This window comes from Brevundimonas intermedia (assembly GCF_027922165.1).
GTDB classification, from domain to species: domain Bacteria; phylum Pseudomonadota; class Alphaproteobacteria; order Caulobacterales; family Caulobacteraceae; genus Brevundimonas; species Brevundimonas intermedia.
Genome location: NZ_BSFD01000002.1, coordinates 492,722 through 508,369 on the forward strand (window position 1 = coordinate 492,722; position 15,648 = coordinate 508,369).

General features: G+C 65.7%; 16 protein-coding genes. 3 read left to right on the forward strand and 13 right to left on the reverse strand.

Annotated elements, in window-relative coordinates; genetic code table 11:
- Nucleotides 1-10 precede the first annotated feature (10 nt).
- A complete protein-coding gene (locus tag PKE72_RS05070; RefSeq protein ID WP_271164291.1) occupies nt 11-1,537 on the reverse strand; it encodes a sensor histidine kinase in 1,527 nt (508 codons plus the stop codon).
- 134 nt (nt 1,538-1,671) lie between these two features.
- On the opposite strand from PKE72_RS05070, the gene PKE72_RS05075 reads away from it, so the two are divergent.
- Nucleotides 1,672-2,385, forward strand: a complete 714-nt coding sequence (locus tag PKE72_RS05075) for a hypothetical protein (RefSeq protein WP_271164292.1) — start codon at nt 1,672-1,674, stop codon at nt 2,383-2,385.
- A 16-nt stretch (nt 2,386-2,401) separates the two neighbouring features.
- Here the strand turns inward: PKE72_RS05075 and flhA are convergent, their stop codons facing one another.
- The 7 genes from flhA to fliF form a co-directional block, all read right to left on the reverse strand.
- On the reverse strand, nt 2,402-4,492 hold the full coding sequence (gene flhA / locus PKE72_RS05080; RefSeq protein WP_271164683.1) for a flagellar biosynthesis protein FlhA: 2,091 nt from the start codon (nt 4,490-4,492) through the stop codon (nt 2,402-2,404).
- A 10-nt stretch (nt 4,493-4,502) separates the two neighbouring features.
- A complete protein-coding gene (gene bla / locus PKE72_RS05085) occupies nt 4,503-5,399 on the reverse strand; it encodes a class A beta-lactamase (RefSeq protein WP_271164293.1) in 897 nt (298 codons plus the stop codon).
- 2 nt (nt 5,400-5,401) lie between these two features.
- Complete coding sequence (gene flbD / locus PKE72_RS05090) at nt 5,402-6,820, reverse strand: sigma-54-dependent transcriptional regulator FlbD (protein WP_271164294.1); 1,419 nt, start codon at nt 6,818-6,820, stop codon at nt 5,402-5,404.
- A 69-nt stretch (nt 6,821-6,889) separates the two neighbouring features.
- Complete coding sequence (gene fliN, locus PKE72_RS05095; protein WP_271164295.1) at nt 6,890-7,222, reverse strand: flagellar motor switch protein FliN; 333 nt, start codon at nt 7,220-7,222, stop codon at nt 6,890-6,892.
- On the reverse strand, nt 7,222-7,869 hold the full coding sequence (locus PKE72_RS05100; protein ID WP_271164296.1) for a FliH/SctL family protein: 648 nt from the start codon (nt 7,867-7,869) through the stop codon (nt 7,222-7,224). The genes fliN and PKE72_RS05100 overlap by 1 nt, the downstream gene beginning before the upstream one ends.
- A gap of 1 nt (nt 7,870) precedes the next feature.
- Nucleotides 7,871-8,905: a flagellar motor switch protein FliG gene (gene fliG / locus PKE72_RS05105; RefSeq protein ID WP_271164297.1), complete on the reverse strand. Its 1,035-nt coding sequence runs from the start codon at nt 8,903-8,905 to the stop codon at nt 7,871-7,873.
- A complete protein-coding gene (gene fliF / locus PKE72_RS05110) occupies nt 8,905-10,545 on the reverse strand; it encodes a flagellar basal-body MS-ring/collar protein FliF (RefSeq protein WP_271164684.1) in 1,641 nt (546 codons plus the stop codon). Before fliF ends, fliG begins: the two co-directional genes overlap by 1 nt.
- A 223-nt stretch (nt 10,546-10,768) precedes the next feature.
- Here fliF and PKE72_RS05115 point away from each other — a divergent pair, with 223 nt between their 5' ends.
- Complete coding sequence (locus tag PKE72_RS05115; RefSeq protein ID WP_271164298.1) at nt 10,769-10,894, forward strand: hypothetical protein; 126 nt, start codon at nt 10,769-10,771, stop codon at nt 10,892-10,894.
- Here the strand turns inward: PKE72_RS05115 and PKE72_RS05120 are convergent.
- The 3 genes from PKE72_RS05120 to PKE72_RS05130 are packed head-to-tail and all read right to left on the reverse strand — an operon-like array spanning nt 10,884 to nt 12,806.
- Complete coding sequence (locus tag PKE72_RS05120; protein ID WP_271164299.1) at nt 10,884-11,909, reverse strand: alpha/beta fold hydrolase; 1,026 nt, start codon at nt 11,907-11,909, stop codon at nt 10,884-10,886. The genes PKE72_RS05115 and PKE72_RS05120 overlap by 11 nt on opposite strands.
- Nucleotides 11,906-12,514, reverse strand: coding sequence for a uracil-DNA glycosylase family protein (locus PKE72_RS05125; RefSeq protein WP_271164685.1), 609 nt, complete (start codon nt 12,512-12,514; stop codon nt 11,906-11,908). The genes PKE72_RS05120 and PKE72_RS05125 overlap by 4 nt, the downstream gene beginning before the upstream one ends.
- Nucleotides 12,504-12,806, reverse strand: coding sequence for a DUF3253 domain-containing protein (locus PKE72_RS05130; protein WP_271164300.1), 303 nt, complete (start codon nt 12,804-12,806; stop codon nt 12,504-12,506). Before PKE72_RS05130 ends, PKE72_RS05125 begins: the two co-directional genes overlap by 11 nt.
- A gap of 47 nt (nt 12,807-12,853) precedes the next feature.
- Here PKE72_RS05130 and PKE72_RS05135 point away from each other — a divergent pair, with 47 nt between their 5' ends.
- Nucleotides 12,854-13,285, forward strand: coding sequence for a PaaI family thioesterase (locus PKE72_RS05135; RefSeq protein ID WP_267514265.1), 432 nt, complete (start codon nt 12,854-12,856; stop codon nt 13,283-13,285).
- Here PKE72_RS05135 and PKE72_RS05140 read toward each other — a convergent pair.
- Together PKE72_RS05140 and PKE72_RS05145 are read right to left on the reverse strand one after the other, a co-directional pair.
- Nucleotides 13,272-14,894, reverse strand: a complete 1,623-nt coding sequence (locus PKE72_RS05140) for a family 43 glycosylhydrolase (protein WP_271164301.1) — start codon at nt 14,892-14,894, stop codon at nt 13,272-13,274. The genes PKE72_RS05135 and PKE72_RS05140 overlap by 14 nt on opposite strands.
- A 114-nt stretch (nt 14,895-15,008) precedes the next feature.
- Entirely contained in the window at nt 15,009-15,647 is a 639-nt protein-coding gene (locus PKE72_RS05145; protein WP_271164302.1) for a YoaK family protein, read from the reverse strand.
- Nucleotide 15,648 lies beyond the last annotated feature (1 nt).

Genomic DNA, 15,648 nt, shown 5'->3' on the forward strand with positions numbered 1-15,648 from the left:
ACGGCTTGCGTCACAGTACGCCTCCGGGTTCCGACAGGATCAGTCGTTTGGGGAATTTCAGCAGGAAAGTCGAGCCCTTGCCAAGCTCGGACTCCACATCGATCGTGCCGCCGATACGGCGCACGCTGTTGCGTACGAAGGCAAGCCCCAGGCCTTCGCCGGCGCGATCCTGTTTTCCGGAGCGGCGGAACAGTTCGAAGATCCGTTCATGGTCGCGGGGGGCGATGCCGCGGCCGTTGTCGGCGACCCGATAGACCACCCAGCCGCCCGCGACCTCCTCGCCCGAGACGATGATCTCGCCGGGACGGCCCGCATCCAGATATTTGACGGCGTTGTCGATCAGATTGCCGAGAATCTGTTCCATCGAAATACGGTCGCTTTCGATCGGCGGCAGGTCCTCGACGAGGATCCGTGCGCCTGAAGCCTCGGTCTGGTGGTGAACGCTGTCCGCGATGTTCTGGGCCATGGCGGTCATGTCCAGGGTCTCGGGCAGCGGGTTGCGCCGTCCCTCGCGCGAGAGTTTCAGGATAGCGTTGATCAGCCGGTCCATCTTCTCGGTCGAGGCGCGGATGAAGCCGATGGCCTCGGGCATGTCCTCGCGGACGGCCATGACAACGTCTGGCGCCACGGGTCGGTGTGTCTCCGCCTCGGCGATGGCCTTGTCTATGACCTTGCCGGCCTGCTCCAGCTCGGAGGTGTAGCCCATCACATTGACGAGGGGCGCGCGCAGGTCGTGGCTGACGATATAGGCGAAGCGCTGAATTTCGTCGTTGGCGCGGGTCAGGGCGGCCGTGCGGTCCCGCACCGTGTCCTCCAGCCCTGCATTCAGGGCGTCCAGCTCTTCGCGGGCCCTCTGGATCTCTGCGACATAACGGCGGACGACCCAGGCCGACAGGATCGCCAGCACCAGCACTAAGAGGCCGGCGATGGCGTTCATCGCGACGGTCAGGACGCCGAGCCGTTCCGACGTCCGCGTGCGCTCGGCGATACGAGTCGATTTCAGCGTGTCGAACGCCGTGATCGTGCCCCGGAGCTCATCCATATAGCGCTTGCCCTGTCCGGATCGCACCAACTGGATCGACTGGCCGATCCGGCCGGCTCGAGTCAGGTTCAAGGTCTTGTCCATCTCGCCGAACTTGGCGTCGGCGAGGGCATGAATGCGCGTCACATACGGCCGAAGCGAAGGATCCGCGGCCGCGCCTGCGTCCAGCAACCTCAAGGCCGGAGCGATCTCTCCGCGCGCCTCTTCAAACGGTTGAAGAAAGTCGGTCCGTCCGGTCAAAAGAAAGCCCCTCTGGGCCGTCTCGGCGTCCAGCATGGCGATCAGGACTGTCCGCGACGCCCGACGCATTCGCTGGGCGTTCTCGATGGAGTCGTTGATGGTCGCCGTTCGCTGGATCATCACGAAACTGGCGACATTGACGGTCAGCAGCAGGAAGAACGCCAGGGTGAGGAGCGCGGTGATCGAGCGCACCAGCGACGGCGTCCGCACGAAGTCGCTGAAACGCGACCAGTTCTGGCTTGAGCGAGGTGTCATGGCGCGGAGCATTAGCGGCGTAGCCGCGCGCGTCAAACGCCTGTTGCACGAAACCTGAGGGCGTTTGGCGACTTAGGGTTAATATGGCTTGGCTTGGACCCTGCGGGGGCAGGTCTAACGTGGGGAGCGGGACAATGATCTGGTGGTGGTGGGTTTTGCCGGCGGCGGTGGCGCTGATCGGGTTTGTCGTATTGATCCGAGGGCTGAGGGCGCTGTCCGGCGGAAAGCCTTTTCGCGGCGTAGCCGGCGCGCTGTTCGGCGGGGGTGCCCTCTGGGCGGCGTCGCTGGCCGCCCTGTTCGGCATGAACCTGCAGACCTACGAGCGGTTGACCTATGAGCGCCCGGTCGCGACCCTGGCCCTGCGCCAGCTCGGGCCGCAATATTACGAGATCAACCTGACGCAGCCGACGGTCCAGGGACAGACGGCCGACGCCGGCGCCCTTTATCCGGTTCACGGCGACGACTGGCGGATCGAGGCCCAGGTTCTCAAATGGAAACCTTGGGCCAACGTCATGGGTCTGGATTCGCAATACAGGCTGGATCGGCTGTCCGGCCGATACCGCGCCATTGAGCAGGAACTACACGGCGAACGCAGCGCCTATGATCTGGCGGCGGCGTCCAACGCTCGCAACGGCGCCGTGCCCTTCAAGGTCGAGGCCTGGGACGCGATCCGCCGGTACCGCCCCTATGTCGACGCCGCCGACACCCTGTACGGATCGGCCGCCTATATGCCCATGGCCGACGGCGCCCGGTACGAGGTCTGGATCACCCAATCGGGCCTGGTCGCCCGGCCCGTCAATGACGTGGCGCGCAACGCCTCGGCCGGCGGTTGGACGGTGGCCAACTGAGCCTCAGACCTGGCCCTTAGACCTGACCCAGCGTCCGCAGCTTGGCGCGGGGATGGATTTCGTTCTGGCTCATGACCACGGTCTGGCCCCGGAACCGCTCGATGATCGAACGGACATAGGGGCGGGTCTGCGGGCCGGTCAGCAGGACGGGGTTTTCGCCGGACATGGCGATCCGTTCGAAGGTGTCGCGCACGGTGCGGATGAAGTCCTGAAGCCGTGACGGCGCCATGGCCAGTTGCTTGTCCTCGCCGCCGCCAACCAGGCTCTCGGCGAAGGCGGCTTCCCACTCGGGCGACAGGGTGACGATCGGCAGGGCGCCGTCACCCCCTTGATGCTGCCAGCACAGCTGCCGGGCCAGCCGCGCACGAACGTGTTCAACCAGAGTGGTGACGCTAGTGCTGTGAGGCGCAGCCTCGGCCAAGCCTTCCAGGATGGCGGGCAGGTCGCGGATCGAGACCTTTTCGCGCAGCAGGGACTGAAGCACCCGCTGAAGCGTGGTGACGGTGACGACGGTGGGGATCAGCTCCTCGACCAGCTTCTTCTCTTCGACGCCCAGTTCCTTCAGCAGCTTCTGGGTCTCGCTGTAGGACAGCAGGTCCGCCATATTCTCCTTGAGGATCTCGGTCAGGTGGGTCGTCAGCACCGTCGAGGGATCGACCAGGGTATAGCCGTGGAAGGTGGCTTCCTCGCGCAGGTTCTCGTTGATCCAGGTCGCCGGCAAGCCGAAGGCCGGCTCTCGCATGTGCTCGCCCGGCAGTTCGACCTGACGACCGGAGGGGTCCATGGCCATCAGGTGGCCCAGACGCACCTCGCCCTGCCCCGCTTCCATTTCCTTGATGCGAATGGCGTAGCCCTGGGTCGGCAGACGCATGTTGTCGAGGATGCGGACCTGGGGGATGACGAAGCCGTATTCCTGCGCCAGCGACCGGCGCAGGGCCTTGATCTGATCGGTCAGCCGGCGCCCTTCGAGATCATTGATCAGGCTGAGCAGGGAATAGCCCAACTCGATCTTCACCTCGTCGATGGTCAGAACATTGCTGATCGGCTCCTCGACCTCCTCCTTCGGCTTGGCGGCGGCGGCGAGCTCCGCCTCGGTCGGCTGGGGCTTCAATCGCCCGCGTCCCAACTTCCAGGCCATGAAGCCCGAGCCGATCGCCAGGGCGGCGAACGGGATCAGCGGCATGCCGGGGATCAGGCCGATCAGGCCGGCGGCGCCCGACACAACGCCCAGCGAGACCGGGTTGGTGGCCAGCTGGGTGACCATGGCCTTGTCCGCCGTGCCCTCAACGCCCGCCTTGGACACCAGGAAGCCTGCGGCGATGGAGATGATGATGGCCGGCACCTGCGTGACCAAGCCGTCGCCGATGGTCAGCTGAACATAGGTATTGGCGGCCTCCATCGCCGGCATGCCGTGCTGCAGCGTACCGATCAGGATACCGCCGATGGCGTTGATGAAGGTGATGATCAGGCCGGCGACGGCATCGCCGCGCACGAACTTCGAGGCGCCGTCCATGGCGCCAAAGAAGGTCGATTCCTGCTCCAGCTCCTTGCGGCGCAGCTTGGCCTGGTCCTCTGTGATCAGGCCCGACGACAGGTCGGCGTCGATGGCCATCTGCTTGCCCGGCATGGAGTCCAGCGTGAAGCGGGCCGAGACTTCGGCGATCCGGGTCGAGCCCTTGGTGATGACGACGAAGTTCACCACCAGGATGATGGCGAAGATGATCACCCCGATGATGAAATTGCCGCCCATCATCAACTGACCGAAGGCGTTGATGACCTGACCGGCGGCGTCGTGGCCTTCCTGGCCGTGGGTCAGGATCAGGCGCGTCGAGGCCAGGTTCAGGCCCAGTCGGAACAGGGTCGAGACCAGAAGGACCGTCGGGAAGATGGCGAAGTCCAGCGGCCGCTTCATCATCACGGCCGTCATCAGGATCAGCACCGACGAGACCAGCGAGATGGCCAGCAGCAGGTCCAGAAGCATCTTCGGGACCGGCAGGATCAGCAGCATGATCACGCCGATCACGCCGACCGCCATCAGAACTTCGCCGCGGTTGACCCAGCCCAGGACGTCGCGCCCGGTGGGGCGCGCCATGCCGTCTTTCATCATCAAAGGCGTATCAGTCACGGCCCAGCGCCTTCAGGGCGCGGCGAGTCGCCTCGGCGATCACGGCGTCGCGCTGATCGTCGGTCGCCTCGATCGCGCCGGTGAAATAGGCGGCGACGATGACCGGCGAACCGCTCAGCGGGGTCAGCATGGCGATGTCGTTAGCCGTGCCGTTGGCGCCGGTCCCGGTCTTGTGGGCGACGGTCCAGCCTTCGGGAACGCCGGCCTTGATCCGGTTCGGACCAGTCGGCGAAGCCGTCAGCCAGCCGTTCAGCAGGGCGTCGTGTTCCGGCGTCAACCGGTCGCTGAAGGCCATCTCGCGAATATTGGCCAAGGTCTGCTCGGGCAGGCAGGTGTCGCGCGGGTCGTTGGGCAGGGCGGTGTTCAGGTCCGGCTCCAGGCGCGAGATCACAGTGGTGGTGTCGCCGAACGTCGGCCACCACGAACGCCATACGGCGATTCCACCCATTTCGCGGATCAGGATATTGGCGGCCGGATTATCGCTGACCTCGACCGTCGCCTGCATCAGCTCGCGGATCGTCAGGGTGCGGCCGATGGCCAGTTCGGTGACGGGCGCATGGGAGATCATGTCCGCTGCGGTGATCCGCACGGGGCGGTCCAGCTGTTCCTCGTCCCGCTGCACCCGTTCCAGGGTGGCCGAGGCCAGGAAGGCTTTGAAGGTCGAGCAGAAAGGGAAACGTTCTTGCGCGCGCCAAAGCACGCGCCGGCTGCTGCCGACATCCAGGGCGGCGAAGCCCAGGCGGCCGCCGTGGCGCGCCTCCAGATCATTCAGAAAGACCTCCGGCCCTTCATCCGCAGCCGCCTCGATCGGACGGGCCGGTTTACAGCCGATCAGGCCCAGCGCGCCCGCGCCGGCGATCAGCATCCGCCTGTCCAGCCCGGACTTCATGATCAGGCCGCATATCCCGAGGCCGACACGCCCGACTGCGGGGCGGGAATGGTCGTGCCCTCGTCGGCGTATTCGTTCAGCTTGTTGCGCAGGGTGCGGATCGAGATGCCCAGAATATTGGCCGCATGGGTCCGATTGCCCAGGCAGTGGGTCAGGGTGTCCAGGATCAAGGTCTTTTCCATCGCCGCCACCGTCTGACCGACGAAGCTGCGCGTCACCGCATCGGCCGCCTGGGCCGCGCGGGCGGCGACGCCGCCTCCGTACGGGTTTTCATGCCCCGCCGAGGCCGCCCCCATCATGCCCGAAGCCGGGGTCAGGGGCTGGCCGTCCGGCAGGCGGATGGCATCGACGTCGATCTCCGGGCCGGTCGCCAGCAGCACCGCCCGGTGCATGGCGTTTTCCAGCTCGCGGACGTTGCCGGGCCAGCGGTGGGCGCTGATGGCCTGGCGCGCGCGCGCCGAGATCGGTCGAACCGGCACGCCGTTGGCGGCGGCGTATTTCTTGATGAAATGCTCGGCCAGAACCCCGATGTCGCCCGGACGCTCGCGCAAGGCCGGCAGACGCAGATTGACGACATTCAGGCGGTACAGCAGGTCTTCCCGGAACGTGCCTTCCGACACAGCGCGGGCCAGATCGCGGTTGGAGGTGGCGATGATGCGGATGTTGACGGGCACGGGCTTGGAGCCGCCGACCCGGTCGATCACCCGCTCTTGGATGGCGCGCAGCAGCTTGGCCTGAAGCCGGGCGTCCATCTCCGAGATTTCGTCCAGCAGCAGGGTTCCGCCGTCGGCCTCTTCGAACTTGCCGATGCGGCGCGCGACGGCGCCGGTGAAGGCGCCCTTCTCGTGCCCGAACAGTTCGGATTCCAGCAGGTTGTCGGGAATGGCGGCGCAGTTGACGCTGATGAAGGGGCGTTCCGACCGGCGCGAATTGTCATGCATATAGCGCGCCATCACCTCCTTGCCGACGCCGCTTTCGCCGGTGATCAGGATCGAGGCTTCCGAGCGCGCCACCTGATCGGCCAGCTGCAGCACCGCCTTCATCGACGGGTCGGCCGAGATCATCGGCTTCTCGTCGTCGGCGACAGCGGCCAGAACGGCGGCGATCAGTTCCGCGTCCGGCGGCAGGGGGATGAACTCCTTGGCCCCGGCCTTGATCGCTGCGGCGGCCTCGCGGGCGTCGGCGTCAACGCCGAAGGCCACGACCGGGACCGTGATCCGTTCCGCCTCGTTCGCGGCGATCAGGGCCGCGATGTCGAGCTGGTAATCGACCATCAGCAGATCGGCGCCCTGCCCTCGTCGCAACTGCTCGGTCGCCTGGTCCGCGCGCTCGACGTGGCTGACCTTGGCGCCGTGCGCCATGGCCATTTTCACCGCCGAAGCGAGCTGTCCGCTCAGTCTGCCTACCACTAGAAGACGCATTGTTCTTCTCCTCTAAACTTTCATCCGGGTCGCTTTCGTTCCGCCGCGCAGAGCCTGCGCGGCGTCGCCTCAGCTCCCCGAGTCCTCGGTCTTGATGATTTCCGTCATGGTCACGCCCAGCCGGTCGTCGACGACGACGACCTCGCCGCGCGCGATCAGACGGTTGTTGACGAAGATGTCGATGGCCTCGCCGACCTTGCGGTCCAGCTCCAGCACCGATCCCTTGTTCAGTTTCAGCAGCTGAGCGACCGACATGTGCGACTTGCCCAGGACCGCTGAAATGTTCACCGGCACCTCGAACACCGTCGCTAGGTCGGCGGCGGTTTTGTCGCCATGATCATCGACCACGGCCAGGGCGGTGGAGTCGGGGAACTCCTCGAGCGAAAGATCGTCGGAGGCCATCAGAAATCACTCCGGTCAGTATTGATAGGGGGTTCGGCGTGCCCGGCCTCGGCGGCCAGAGCGGCGGTCAGGGCCTCGGCCACGCGCTGGGCCGAGCCTTCCGGATCGTGGTCGGCGCGACCGTCAGCCCATTCCAGCTTGAAGGCCGCAAATCCCATGCCCGGCTCGTCGCGGAAGGCGACCACGCCGGTGAAGCCGCTGTCGGCGCAGGCGCGCTCGATCTGAGCGCGGCCTTCGTCGTCCAGACCGGCCGCGCGGACGACCAGACGCGGCGAGGCGTCGATCTCTTGAGCCAGCGCCTCGAGTGCGGCCCGCAACGGCGCCTGGGGGAAGCGCTCCAGCGCTGCGCCGCCGATGGCGCGGGCGGCCGCCAGGGCCAGATCGGCCGACTGTTCGCGGTGGGCCTGGGCGACGCCCCGCAGCGACGGCATGGCCGCCGCTACGCCCTGGGCGATATTGGTCAGAGCCATGGCGCGAATATTGTCGATCTCGGCCAGCGCCTGTTGACGGGCCTCCAGCTTGGCATGCGCGACCAGCGCATCGACCTCGGCCGGCATATAGCTGCGCTTGGTCGGCTTCCAGGCGCTTTCGCGCACTACCGAGCCGTCGGCGCTGAACTCTGTATCAAAGGCGAAGGGCGTGCTCATGTCAGTAGATCAACTCGTCGTCGGAACCCTGGCCGGCCAGCATGATCTCGCCGCGCGCCGCCAGATCCTTGGCGACCTGCACCATGGCCATCTGCGCGGCGTCGACGTCCTTGAGGCGGACCGGGCCCATGGATTCCATATCCTCGCGCATGATTTTCGAGGCGCGTTCGGACATGTTGGAGAAGAACATTTCGCGCAGCGGCTCGGACGCGCCCTTCAGGGCCAGACCCAGCGAGTCCTTGTCCACCGCGCGGAGCAGGGTCTGAACGCCGCCGGGGTCCAGCTTGGCCAGGTCCTCGAACACGAACATCAGGGCGCGGATTCGCTCGGCCGACTCGCGGCTACGCTCTTCCAGGGCGCCGATGAAGCGGGCCTCGGTTTGGCGGTCGAAGCTGTTGAAGATGTCGGCCATCATCTCGTGGCTGTCGCGCTTGGAGGTGCGCGCCAGGTTCGACATGAATTCGGTGCGCAGCGTCGCCTCGATCTTGTCCAGGATCTCGCGCTGGACCGGCTCCATCCGCAGCATCCGCTGCACGCATTCCAGAGCGAAGTCTTCCGGCAGGGCCGTCAGCACGCGTGCGGCGTGGTCGGACTTCACCTTGGACAGAATGACGGCGACGGTCTGGGGATATTCGTTCTTCAGATAGTTGGCGAGGACCGCCTCGTTCACATTGCCCAGCTTGTCCCACATCGTCCGGCCGGCCGGACCGCGGATTTCCTCCATCAGGCCGTCGACGCGATCCTTGGGCAGGAATGCGGCCAACAGTTTCTGCGTCTGTTCGAAACTACCGACAACCGCGCCCGAGCCGGCCAGGCCCGAGACGAACTCGATCATCAGGGCTTCGACCGCCTCTGCGGTCACCGAACCCAGGGTAGCCATGGCCTGGGAGATCTCCTTGACCTCCTCGTCGTCCAGTCGCTCCCACAGGGCGGTGTGATCCTCGCCCAGGGCCAACAGGATGACCGCAGCCTTCTCCGGCCCGGTCAGCTTATTAGGGTCGTCGATGGAGTTCTTCTTGTTGACGAGCTTCGCCATCAGCCTTCCGCCACCCAGCTGCGCAGGATGTTGGCGGCTTCATCGGGATGGGCGGCGACGAAATCCGCCACCTTCTTCACCGACGACGCCTTCACCTGCCCCTCGATCCGGGCGATGTCGATCTTCTGGTCCATCTCGTTTGGGGCCGGCAGTTGCACCAGCTGAGGCTGTCCGTCCGGTCCAATTACCGTCGTTGCGACAGTGGTCACGGGCACGCCGTCCGCGCCGATCGTCGTGGTGGTCACCGCCCCCCCGCCGCCCGCCGTCTTCAGCAGCGGGCGCAGCACGAAGAAGATCAGCAGCAGGGCGACTACCGCCAGTATGGCCAGCTCGATCAGCCGCATGATGTCGGTGCGCGAGAAGTCGATCAGGGACGCCTTGCCTTCCAGTCCTCCGGCGATGCCGGTGTCGTGGTTGAAGCGGACATTGATCACTTCGATCTTGTCGCCCCGTGCTTCGTCGATGCCCGCAGCGGCGGCCACCAGCGACTTTATCTGGGCGATCTCCTCGGCAGTGCGCGGCGCATAGGTCGGTTCGCCCTTGCCGTCTGCAGCGGGGGTCCATTTGCCGTCGACCGCGACAGCGACCGCCAGCTTCTTGACCTCGCCCGGCTCCTTGGTCGTCGTCGTGGTGGTGTTGGAGATTTCGTAGTTGGTCGTCTCGGTGTTCTCGGCGCTGGTCGCGCCGGCCGGTGTATTGGCAGGCGGCGCGCCGCCTGGGATGTTGTTGGCGGCCGTCACACCGCCGTCGTTCTGGCCGGTCGTATCCGAGGATTGCGAGCCATTGGCGGTGGTCGAACGCACGACTTGACCATCGGGGTCGAACTTCTGCTCCTGGGTGGTGGAGCGGCTCTGGTCGATGTCGGCTGTGACCTGGACCCGCGCCGCCCCGATGCCGACGACGCCTTCGACGATATCCTTGATCCGCGCCTGCAACTGGGCCTCGGTATTGCCCTTGGTCTCGGCGGCCGAGGCGGAGGAGAAGGCCCCATCGTCGGTGCCGGCCGCCAGGGTGCGGTTATTCTGGTCGGCGACGGTGACGCGATCCGGCTTCAAGTTCGGCACGGAGGAGGCCACCAGATTGCGGATCGCCCGCACCTGATCCGGCGTTAGGTCACGACCACCCAGCCCGACCAAGACAGCCGCAGTCGGCTCTCCGGCGGCGGCGGTGAACATCTCGCGGCGCGGCATGGTGATATGGACGCGAGCAGCGGTGATGCCCCGCATCGACATGATCGTGCGCGACAACTCACCCTGCAGAGCGCGCTGCTCGTTCAGCTGTTGCTGGAATTCGGTCTGCCCCAGCACCGACTGATTATCAAAAATCTCATAGCCGACAGATCCCGAGGTAACGAGGCCCTTCTCGGCGATCAGCATCCGGGCCGTACCGACATCATCGCGATTGACCATCACGGTCGAGCCGTCGCCCTTGGAGGCGTACTTGATGCCGGCCTGCTGCAGGGCGGCGGTAATCTCGCCGGCTTCGCGCAGATCTAGGTTGGAATAGAGCAAGGCGTCCGGCGCCTGGCCCATACGCAGCATGACGGCGACCAGCACGGCGGTCACGCCTGCGGCGACGCCGAGGACCGCAGCCAGACGGCCGATCCCGAACTTCTGCAACGCCGCCGTAAAGCCGCCCACGCGTTCCCGCCCCAAACTCGCGGAAGACACAGACGCTCCGCTAGGCAGAAAATGCCGCCTGGATGGTAAACGTCGCGTTAAGAGACGTTTACGGGCATCGCCGCCTAACGGGAAAACGGGCCAGAACGCCGTTCGCGGGCTTGTGATCTCCTAGCGCCGAACCGAACAGCGACTCGCGCGTATCTTCCGTACACGTTCCCGTCAGAGGAGCATGGAGGAAGCGATGACGAGCTGGAATCCCGACCACCGCCGCCTGTCCAGCGGAAGCCTGCGCGCCGCCTTGGGCTACGCCGCCGCAGCGGTTCTGTCAGTCGCAGTCTGGGTCGTTCTGGCCAGCCTCATGGCCTGACAGCGGCGGACGTTTTCAATTGAGGCAGGACTTCAGGCGCGCCTGACGGCAGGGGGGCCGAAGGATCCTTTAGCCAGGACACGACGTCACGATAGACGATCTCTGCCTCGAGATCGCGGTTTAGCAGATGCCAGCCGTTCGGATACCAGGCGGTGCGCAGGCTCCCGCCCTCGGCCTGAGCGCGCTCCAAGGCGATCCGCATCGGCCCCTTTTTCACGATCTCGTCGTGGGCGCCATACATGAGGATGGCGTCGCCGCGAATACGACCCAGACTGCGGGACGACGTCTCCATCAGATCGACCAGTCCATAGACGGTGTCGAACCGGGTCGAGAGGATGCTCATCGGATCTCGTCCGTTACGGATCAGCTCCAATGTGTTCGACGAGGCATGGATGTCGCGGGTGATGAACTCCGGCGGCTCCAAGGCCACATCGCCCAGGGCGCGGGCGGCGATGTTCAGGGCCACGCTGTTCAGCGGCCCCTGGGTCGACCAGCCCCACACCCCCGGCGCCAGCAGTATGATCCGGTCCGCGTCCGGCGGATTGTCGGATCCAAAAGCGGCCGCCGTCACCGATCCCCCCATGCTCTCACCCACGACGGCGATGACAGCGTTCGGGTAGTGGGCGCGAGCGAGGGCCGTGATCTCGCGCAGATCGTCGGTCATCCGCTGCCGCCCGGCCCAGACGCCTCGTCCCGGCGCCGCGCCGAAGCCGCGTTGGTCATAGGACCAGGTCTCGATCCCCTGCTCGGCCCACCAGGGCCCCGCCAGACGGAAGCTGGCGTCGTGGTCATTCATGCCGTGCAGAGCCACGATCACGGCCCAAGGCGCATGATCGACCGGCCCCCAACGCAGATAGGGCAGACGCGCGCCGTCGGACATGACCAGGGCTCGATCCTCGACGTGAGCGCCGGCGAACCCCGGCGGCGGCGTCATCTGCGGCTGGATATGGGGCGTGGCGCAGGCCGACAGGCCTATCGTCAGAGCCAGCGCGGTGACGGAAACGACGGCTTTCATGCGCATATCCTCACGGGGGCCATCAAGATCGACCGCACCCGTTTCCGCAGATAGGGAACCACCTCGTCGTCGAACCAGGGGTTCTTCCTCAGCCAGCCCGTATTGCGCCAAGATGGATGCGGCAGGGGCAGAAGGTCCGGCGCATAATCCCGCCAGGCCCGCACCGTCTCGGTCATGCTCGGCTTCGCGCGCCGGCCAAGGGCCCAGGCCTGGGCATAGCCGCCCACTAGCAGGGTCAGCTCCATCTGCGGCAGGGCTTCCAGCAACTGCGGTCGCCACAAGTCGGCGCACCGTTTTGGCGGCGGATAGTCGCCGCCTCTCGGCGCTGTGCCCGGATAGCAGAAGGCCTGGGCCGCCACACCGATGCGACGGGCAGCGTAGAAGGTCTCGTAGTCCAAGCCCATCCAGTCGCGCAGTCGGTCGCCCGACGGATCGGTGAACGGAAGGCCGCTTTCATGCACCCGCCGTCCCGGCGCCTGGCCGCAGATCAGCAGTCGCGTCTCGGAAAAGACCCGCACCACCGGGCGCGGCGTATGCGGCAGCACGCCCGCGCAAGCGCGGCAGGCGCGGATGTCGCTCAGGACTGCGTCGAGATTAGTCGTCATCATCCGCAACGACCGGCGGACGGCGGCTCAGGGCCAGGGCCGTCTCTTCCTCGGTCGCTTGGCGCAGACGCGTCACGCCCCGGAAGTTGTCCGGATCGACCGGCTTGCCCTTCTTGGTGATGGTCAGCTTGCCCTGGCGCATCAGGCCGAGGGCCGTGGCCCGCACTTTGGGCAGCATACGCTGCCACTGCTCCGGCTGAAGCTCTTTGGCCACTTCAGCCGGCTCTATGCTCTTGCCTGGCTCAAGCGCAGAAATTTTGTTCAGGATTGCGGTTTCGATAGGATCGCTCATTGCGCCTATATGCTGCACAGCGAGACCAGAAGTAAGGCCGAGTCGTCATGCCGAAGAAAATCACCGTCACCGAGGGCGAATTCGCCGGCTGGCAAACCTATGACCTCCACGACACCTTCGATGTGGTGGTCGGCCCCTTCTACGGCCGGCTGGACCCCGACGGCCATATGCGCTGCGCCTTCCGCGCCGAGCAAAAACACATGAACGCCGGCGGAAGGATGCACGGCGGCTGTCTTATGACCTTCGCCGACATCGCCATGTTCCAGATCGCCTATCAGGAGATGGAGGGCGCCTCGGGCGTGACGGTCCAGTTGGACTCCACCTTCATCGACGGCGCTTATGTCGGCGAACTGATCGAGGCGACCGGCCAGGTCACCAAGGCCGGCAAGAGCCTGATTTTCGTGCGCGGCCAGATCAATACAGGCGAACGCCTGCTGATGACCTTCTCGGGCGTGATCCGAAAGTTCACGCCGCGGTGACGGCGGTCGCCGAGTAGCTGAAGTCCGTCAGCCGGACAGCGCCCGAACCCGCGCAATAGAGAGCAGGGCGCAGGCTCAGGAAACCGCCGAAGACATTGTGGTTGAGCCCTGAGACCTCCATCCGCGTGGGGTGCCGGATCCAGGTCGCCCCGTCATCGGTGGAGTATCGGTAGGTGACGACATTGTCCTGGTTCTCGATCCGTAGCCGCATTCGGCGGGCTGAGACCGGCATGCGAGCCCAAGTCTGTTCCTCCGCATACTGGTATGACTTGATCATATCACCGTCGAAACCCAGGCCGACGAAGGCCTTGTGATTATAGAAGAGCAACAGCCCGGCCTCGGCTTCGCCGGTCAGCTCCAGCCCGATTTCGACCGCATAGGCGCGATCGCCGACCAGACAGACCAGGGGGGATGAATCCGCCGGAGACAGCCCGCGCCCTTGAAGGCGCAATCCGCCTTCAACACGGCTTATCCGCGCCGCATCGTCTGCGCCGGGCTGATGGAAGCTCCACTGCGTCCCCATGCGATCGCGGCTGAAATCGTCCGACAGGGCGACGCCGGCCGTAGAGGCCTCCCACACGCGAGGCTTCGGCAACGGACGCGACAGGTCGCCGCCCATCGCCTTGAACCAGCCGTCCGCCGTCCACTCGATCGGCTCCAGCAGGGTCTGGCGCCCCAGGGTGCGGAAGCCGTTCTCATAGCCGTGATAGACCATCCACCAATCGCCGGCCGGGCCTTCCACGAGCGTGGCGTGGCCCTTGGACCACCAGGGTTCGTCAGTGGACAGGGTGCGGACCAGGGGATTGTGCGGACAATGCTCCCATGGGCCGTGCACCGACCGGGAACGGGCCGCGATGACCATATGGCCCGTAACCGGCCCCGCCGTGCCGCCGACGGCCGTGACGAGGTAGAACCAGTCGCCTCGCCTGAGCAGCTTGGGCCCCTCGGGCGCAAAATTCTCGGTCACCCAGTCTTCCGGGTACATCCACGGACTGTAAGCGGGCTCAAGCTCGCCCGCCGTCGCGAGGCCGTCGTCGGTCAGTTGGATCTTGCGGATGCCGTTGACGAACAGATAGCGACGACCATCCTCGCCCACGATATGACCGGGGTCGATACAGCCGCGAACGCCCAGGTCTATCGGGTCGCTCCATGGACCGGCGATGTCGTCGGCCCAGATCACATAGATGGACCAGCCGTCGCCGGTCGGATTGGCCGGAATATAGATGAAATAGCGGTCGTCGTGCTTGGCCAGATCCACCGCCCAGACGTCGCCCAGGTTCTTGGACAGCGCCGGTCCGACCGGGGCCCAGTTGACCAGATCCGTCGAGCGCCAGATCACCAGTCCCGGATAGGACAGGAAGGAGGAAAAGGTCATGTAATAGACCTCACCGTCCTTCAGGATCGTCGGGTCCGGATGGTCGCCGGCGACGATGGGATTCAGATAGGTCCCGTCGCCCAGGTCCGCCCGCCGCTGACCTTCGACCCCCTGCCCCCAGGCCGGCGTCTTCGGATTCGCGCTTTTCTCCGCCCTGGTCGCGCCCGCCGCGCCCAGCAACTGCAGGGTCGCGACAGCTCCGGTCACGCCGAACAAACGCCGCCGATCAATCATGAGGCCCTCCGAAAGTTAGCGCTAACATTGCAGGTTCGAAAGCGAAGGGAAAGCGGCCGTAAGGCGTCGATCCCAAAATGTCGCAACGGATTGGCCGTCTACTCCGGCCGACATTCACGCTGTACGGCTGGCCCTGGCGATGCCCGCCATGATGAGGGCGAAGGCGGCGGCGGGCCATAGGGCGGAGAGCCCCAGTCGCCCGAACGTCAGGGCGCCCAGGACGGCGCCCAACGTCAAACCGGCCCACAAGATCAGATAGGGACGATAGGCGGACCGGTCCGCGCCCTTCGCCGCGCCGGCTAGGGCCTGACCCAGCTTGACCAGGGTTCCGGTCATATAGGTCAGGCTGACCCCGACCTCTCCATTTCTCAGGAAGACCGAGTTCTCGGCGCCCATGGCCATAACCATCAGGCCGACGGCCGCAGGCGTCAGCCCCACGCCCGCCGCAGAAGCGGCGAGGGCCAACAGCAGGGCCTCGAACATCAGGACCCGGCTGCGCGAACGGACGTCCTCGCCGCCCGCGACCAGAGCGCCGAGAAACGAGCCCAGAACGAAAAGGGCCAAAATCGCCGCCAGATTTGCGGCCGCCAGCCAATGCCCTTCAGCGAGGTTGGCGGCCAAGCGTGTGGAGTTGCCGCTCATGAAGGAGACGAAGACGCCGCCGAGCTGCAGAAAGCCGAGGCTGTCTACGTATCCGGCCAACCCCGCCAGCAGCAGGGCCATCCACCGGTCGGACGGCGCCAGGGATCTCAAG

Bases quoted from the DNA above. Each gene is read 5' to 3' on its own strand.
- PKE72_RS05070 (WP_271164291.1), bottom strand. From the start codon at position 1,537: ATGACACCTCGCTCAAGCCAGAACTGGTCGCGTTTCAGCGACTTCGTG.
- PKE72_RS05075 (WP_271164292.1), top strand. From the start codon at position 1,672: ATGATCTGGTGGTGGTGGGTTTTGCCGGCGGCGGTGGCGCTGATCGGG.
- flhA (WP_271164683.1), bottom strand. From the start codon at position 4,492: ATGATGAAAGACGGCATGGCGCGCCCCACCGGGCGCGACGTCCTGGGC.
- bla (WP_271164293.1), bottom strand. From the start codon at position 5,399: ATGAAGTCCGGGCTGGACAGGCGGATGCTGATCGCCGGCGCGGGCGCG.
- flbD (WP_271164294.1), bottom strand. From the start codon at position 6,820: ATGCGTCTTCTAGTGGTAGGCAGACTGAGCGGACAGCTCGCTTCGGCG.
- fliN (WP_271164295.1), bottom strand. From the start codon at position 7,222: ATGGCCTCCGACGATCTTTCGCTCGAGGAGTTCCCCGACTCCACCGCC.
- PKE72_RS05100 (WP_271164296.1), bottom strand. From the start codon at position 7,869: ATGAGCACGCCCTTCGCCTTTGATACAGAGTTCAGCGCCGACGGCTCG.
- fliG (WP_271164297.1), bottom strand. From the start codon at position 8,905: ATGGCGAAGCTCGTCAACAAGAAGAACTCCATCGACGACCCTAATAAG.
- PKE72_RS05115 (WP_271164298.1), top strand. From the start codon at position 10,769: ATGACGAGCTGGAATCCCGACCACCGCCGCCTGTCCAGCGGAAGCCTG.
- PKE72_RS05120 (WP_271164299.1), bottom strand. From the start codon at position 11,909: ATGAAAGCCGTCGTTTCCGTCACCGCGCTGGCTCTGACGATAGGCCTG.
- PKE72_RS05125 (WP_271164685.1), bottom strand. From the start codon at position 12,514: ATGACGACTAATCTCGACGCAGTCCTGAGCGACATCCGCGCCTGCCGC.
- PKE72_RS05130 (WP_271164300.1), bottom strand. From the start codon at position 12,806: ATGAGCGATCCTATCGAAACCGCAATCCTGAACAAAATTTCTGCGCTT.
- PKE72_RS05135 (WP_267514265.1), top strand. From the start codon at position 12,854: ATGCCGAAGAAAATCACCGTCACCGAGGGCGAATTCGCCGGCTGGCAA.
- PKE72_RS05140 (WP_271164301.1), bottom strand. From the start codon at position 14,894: ATGATTGATCGGCGGCGTTTGTTCGGCGTGACCGGAGCTGTCGCGACC.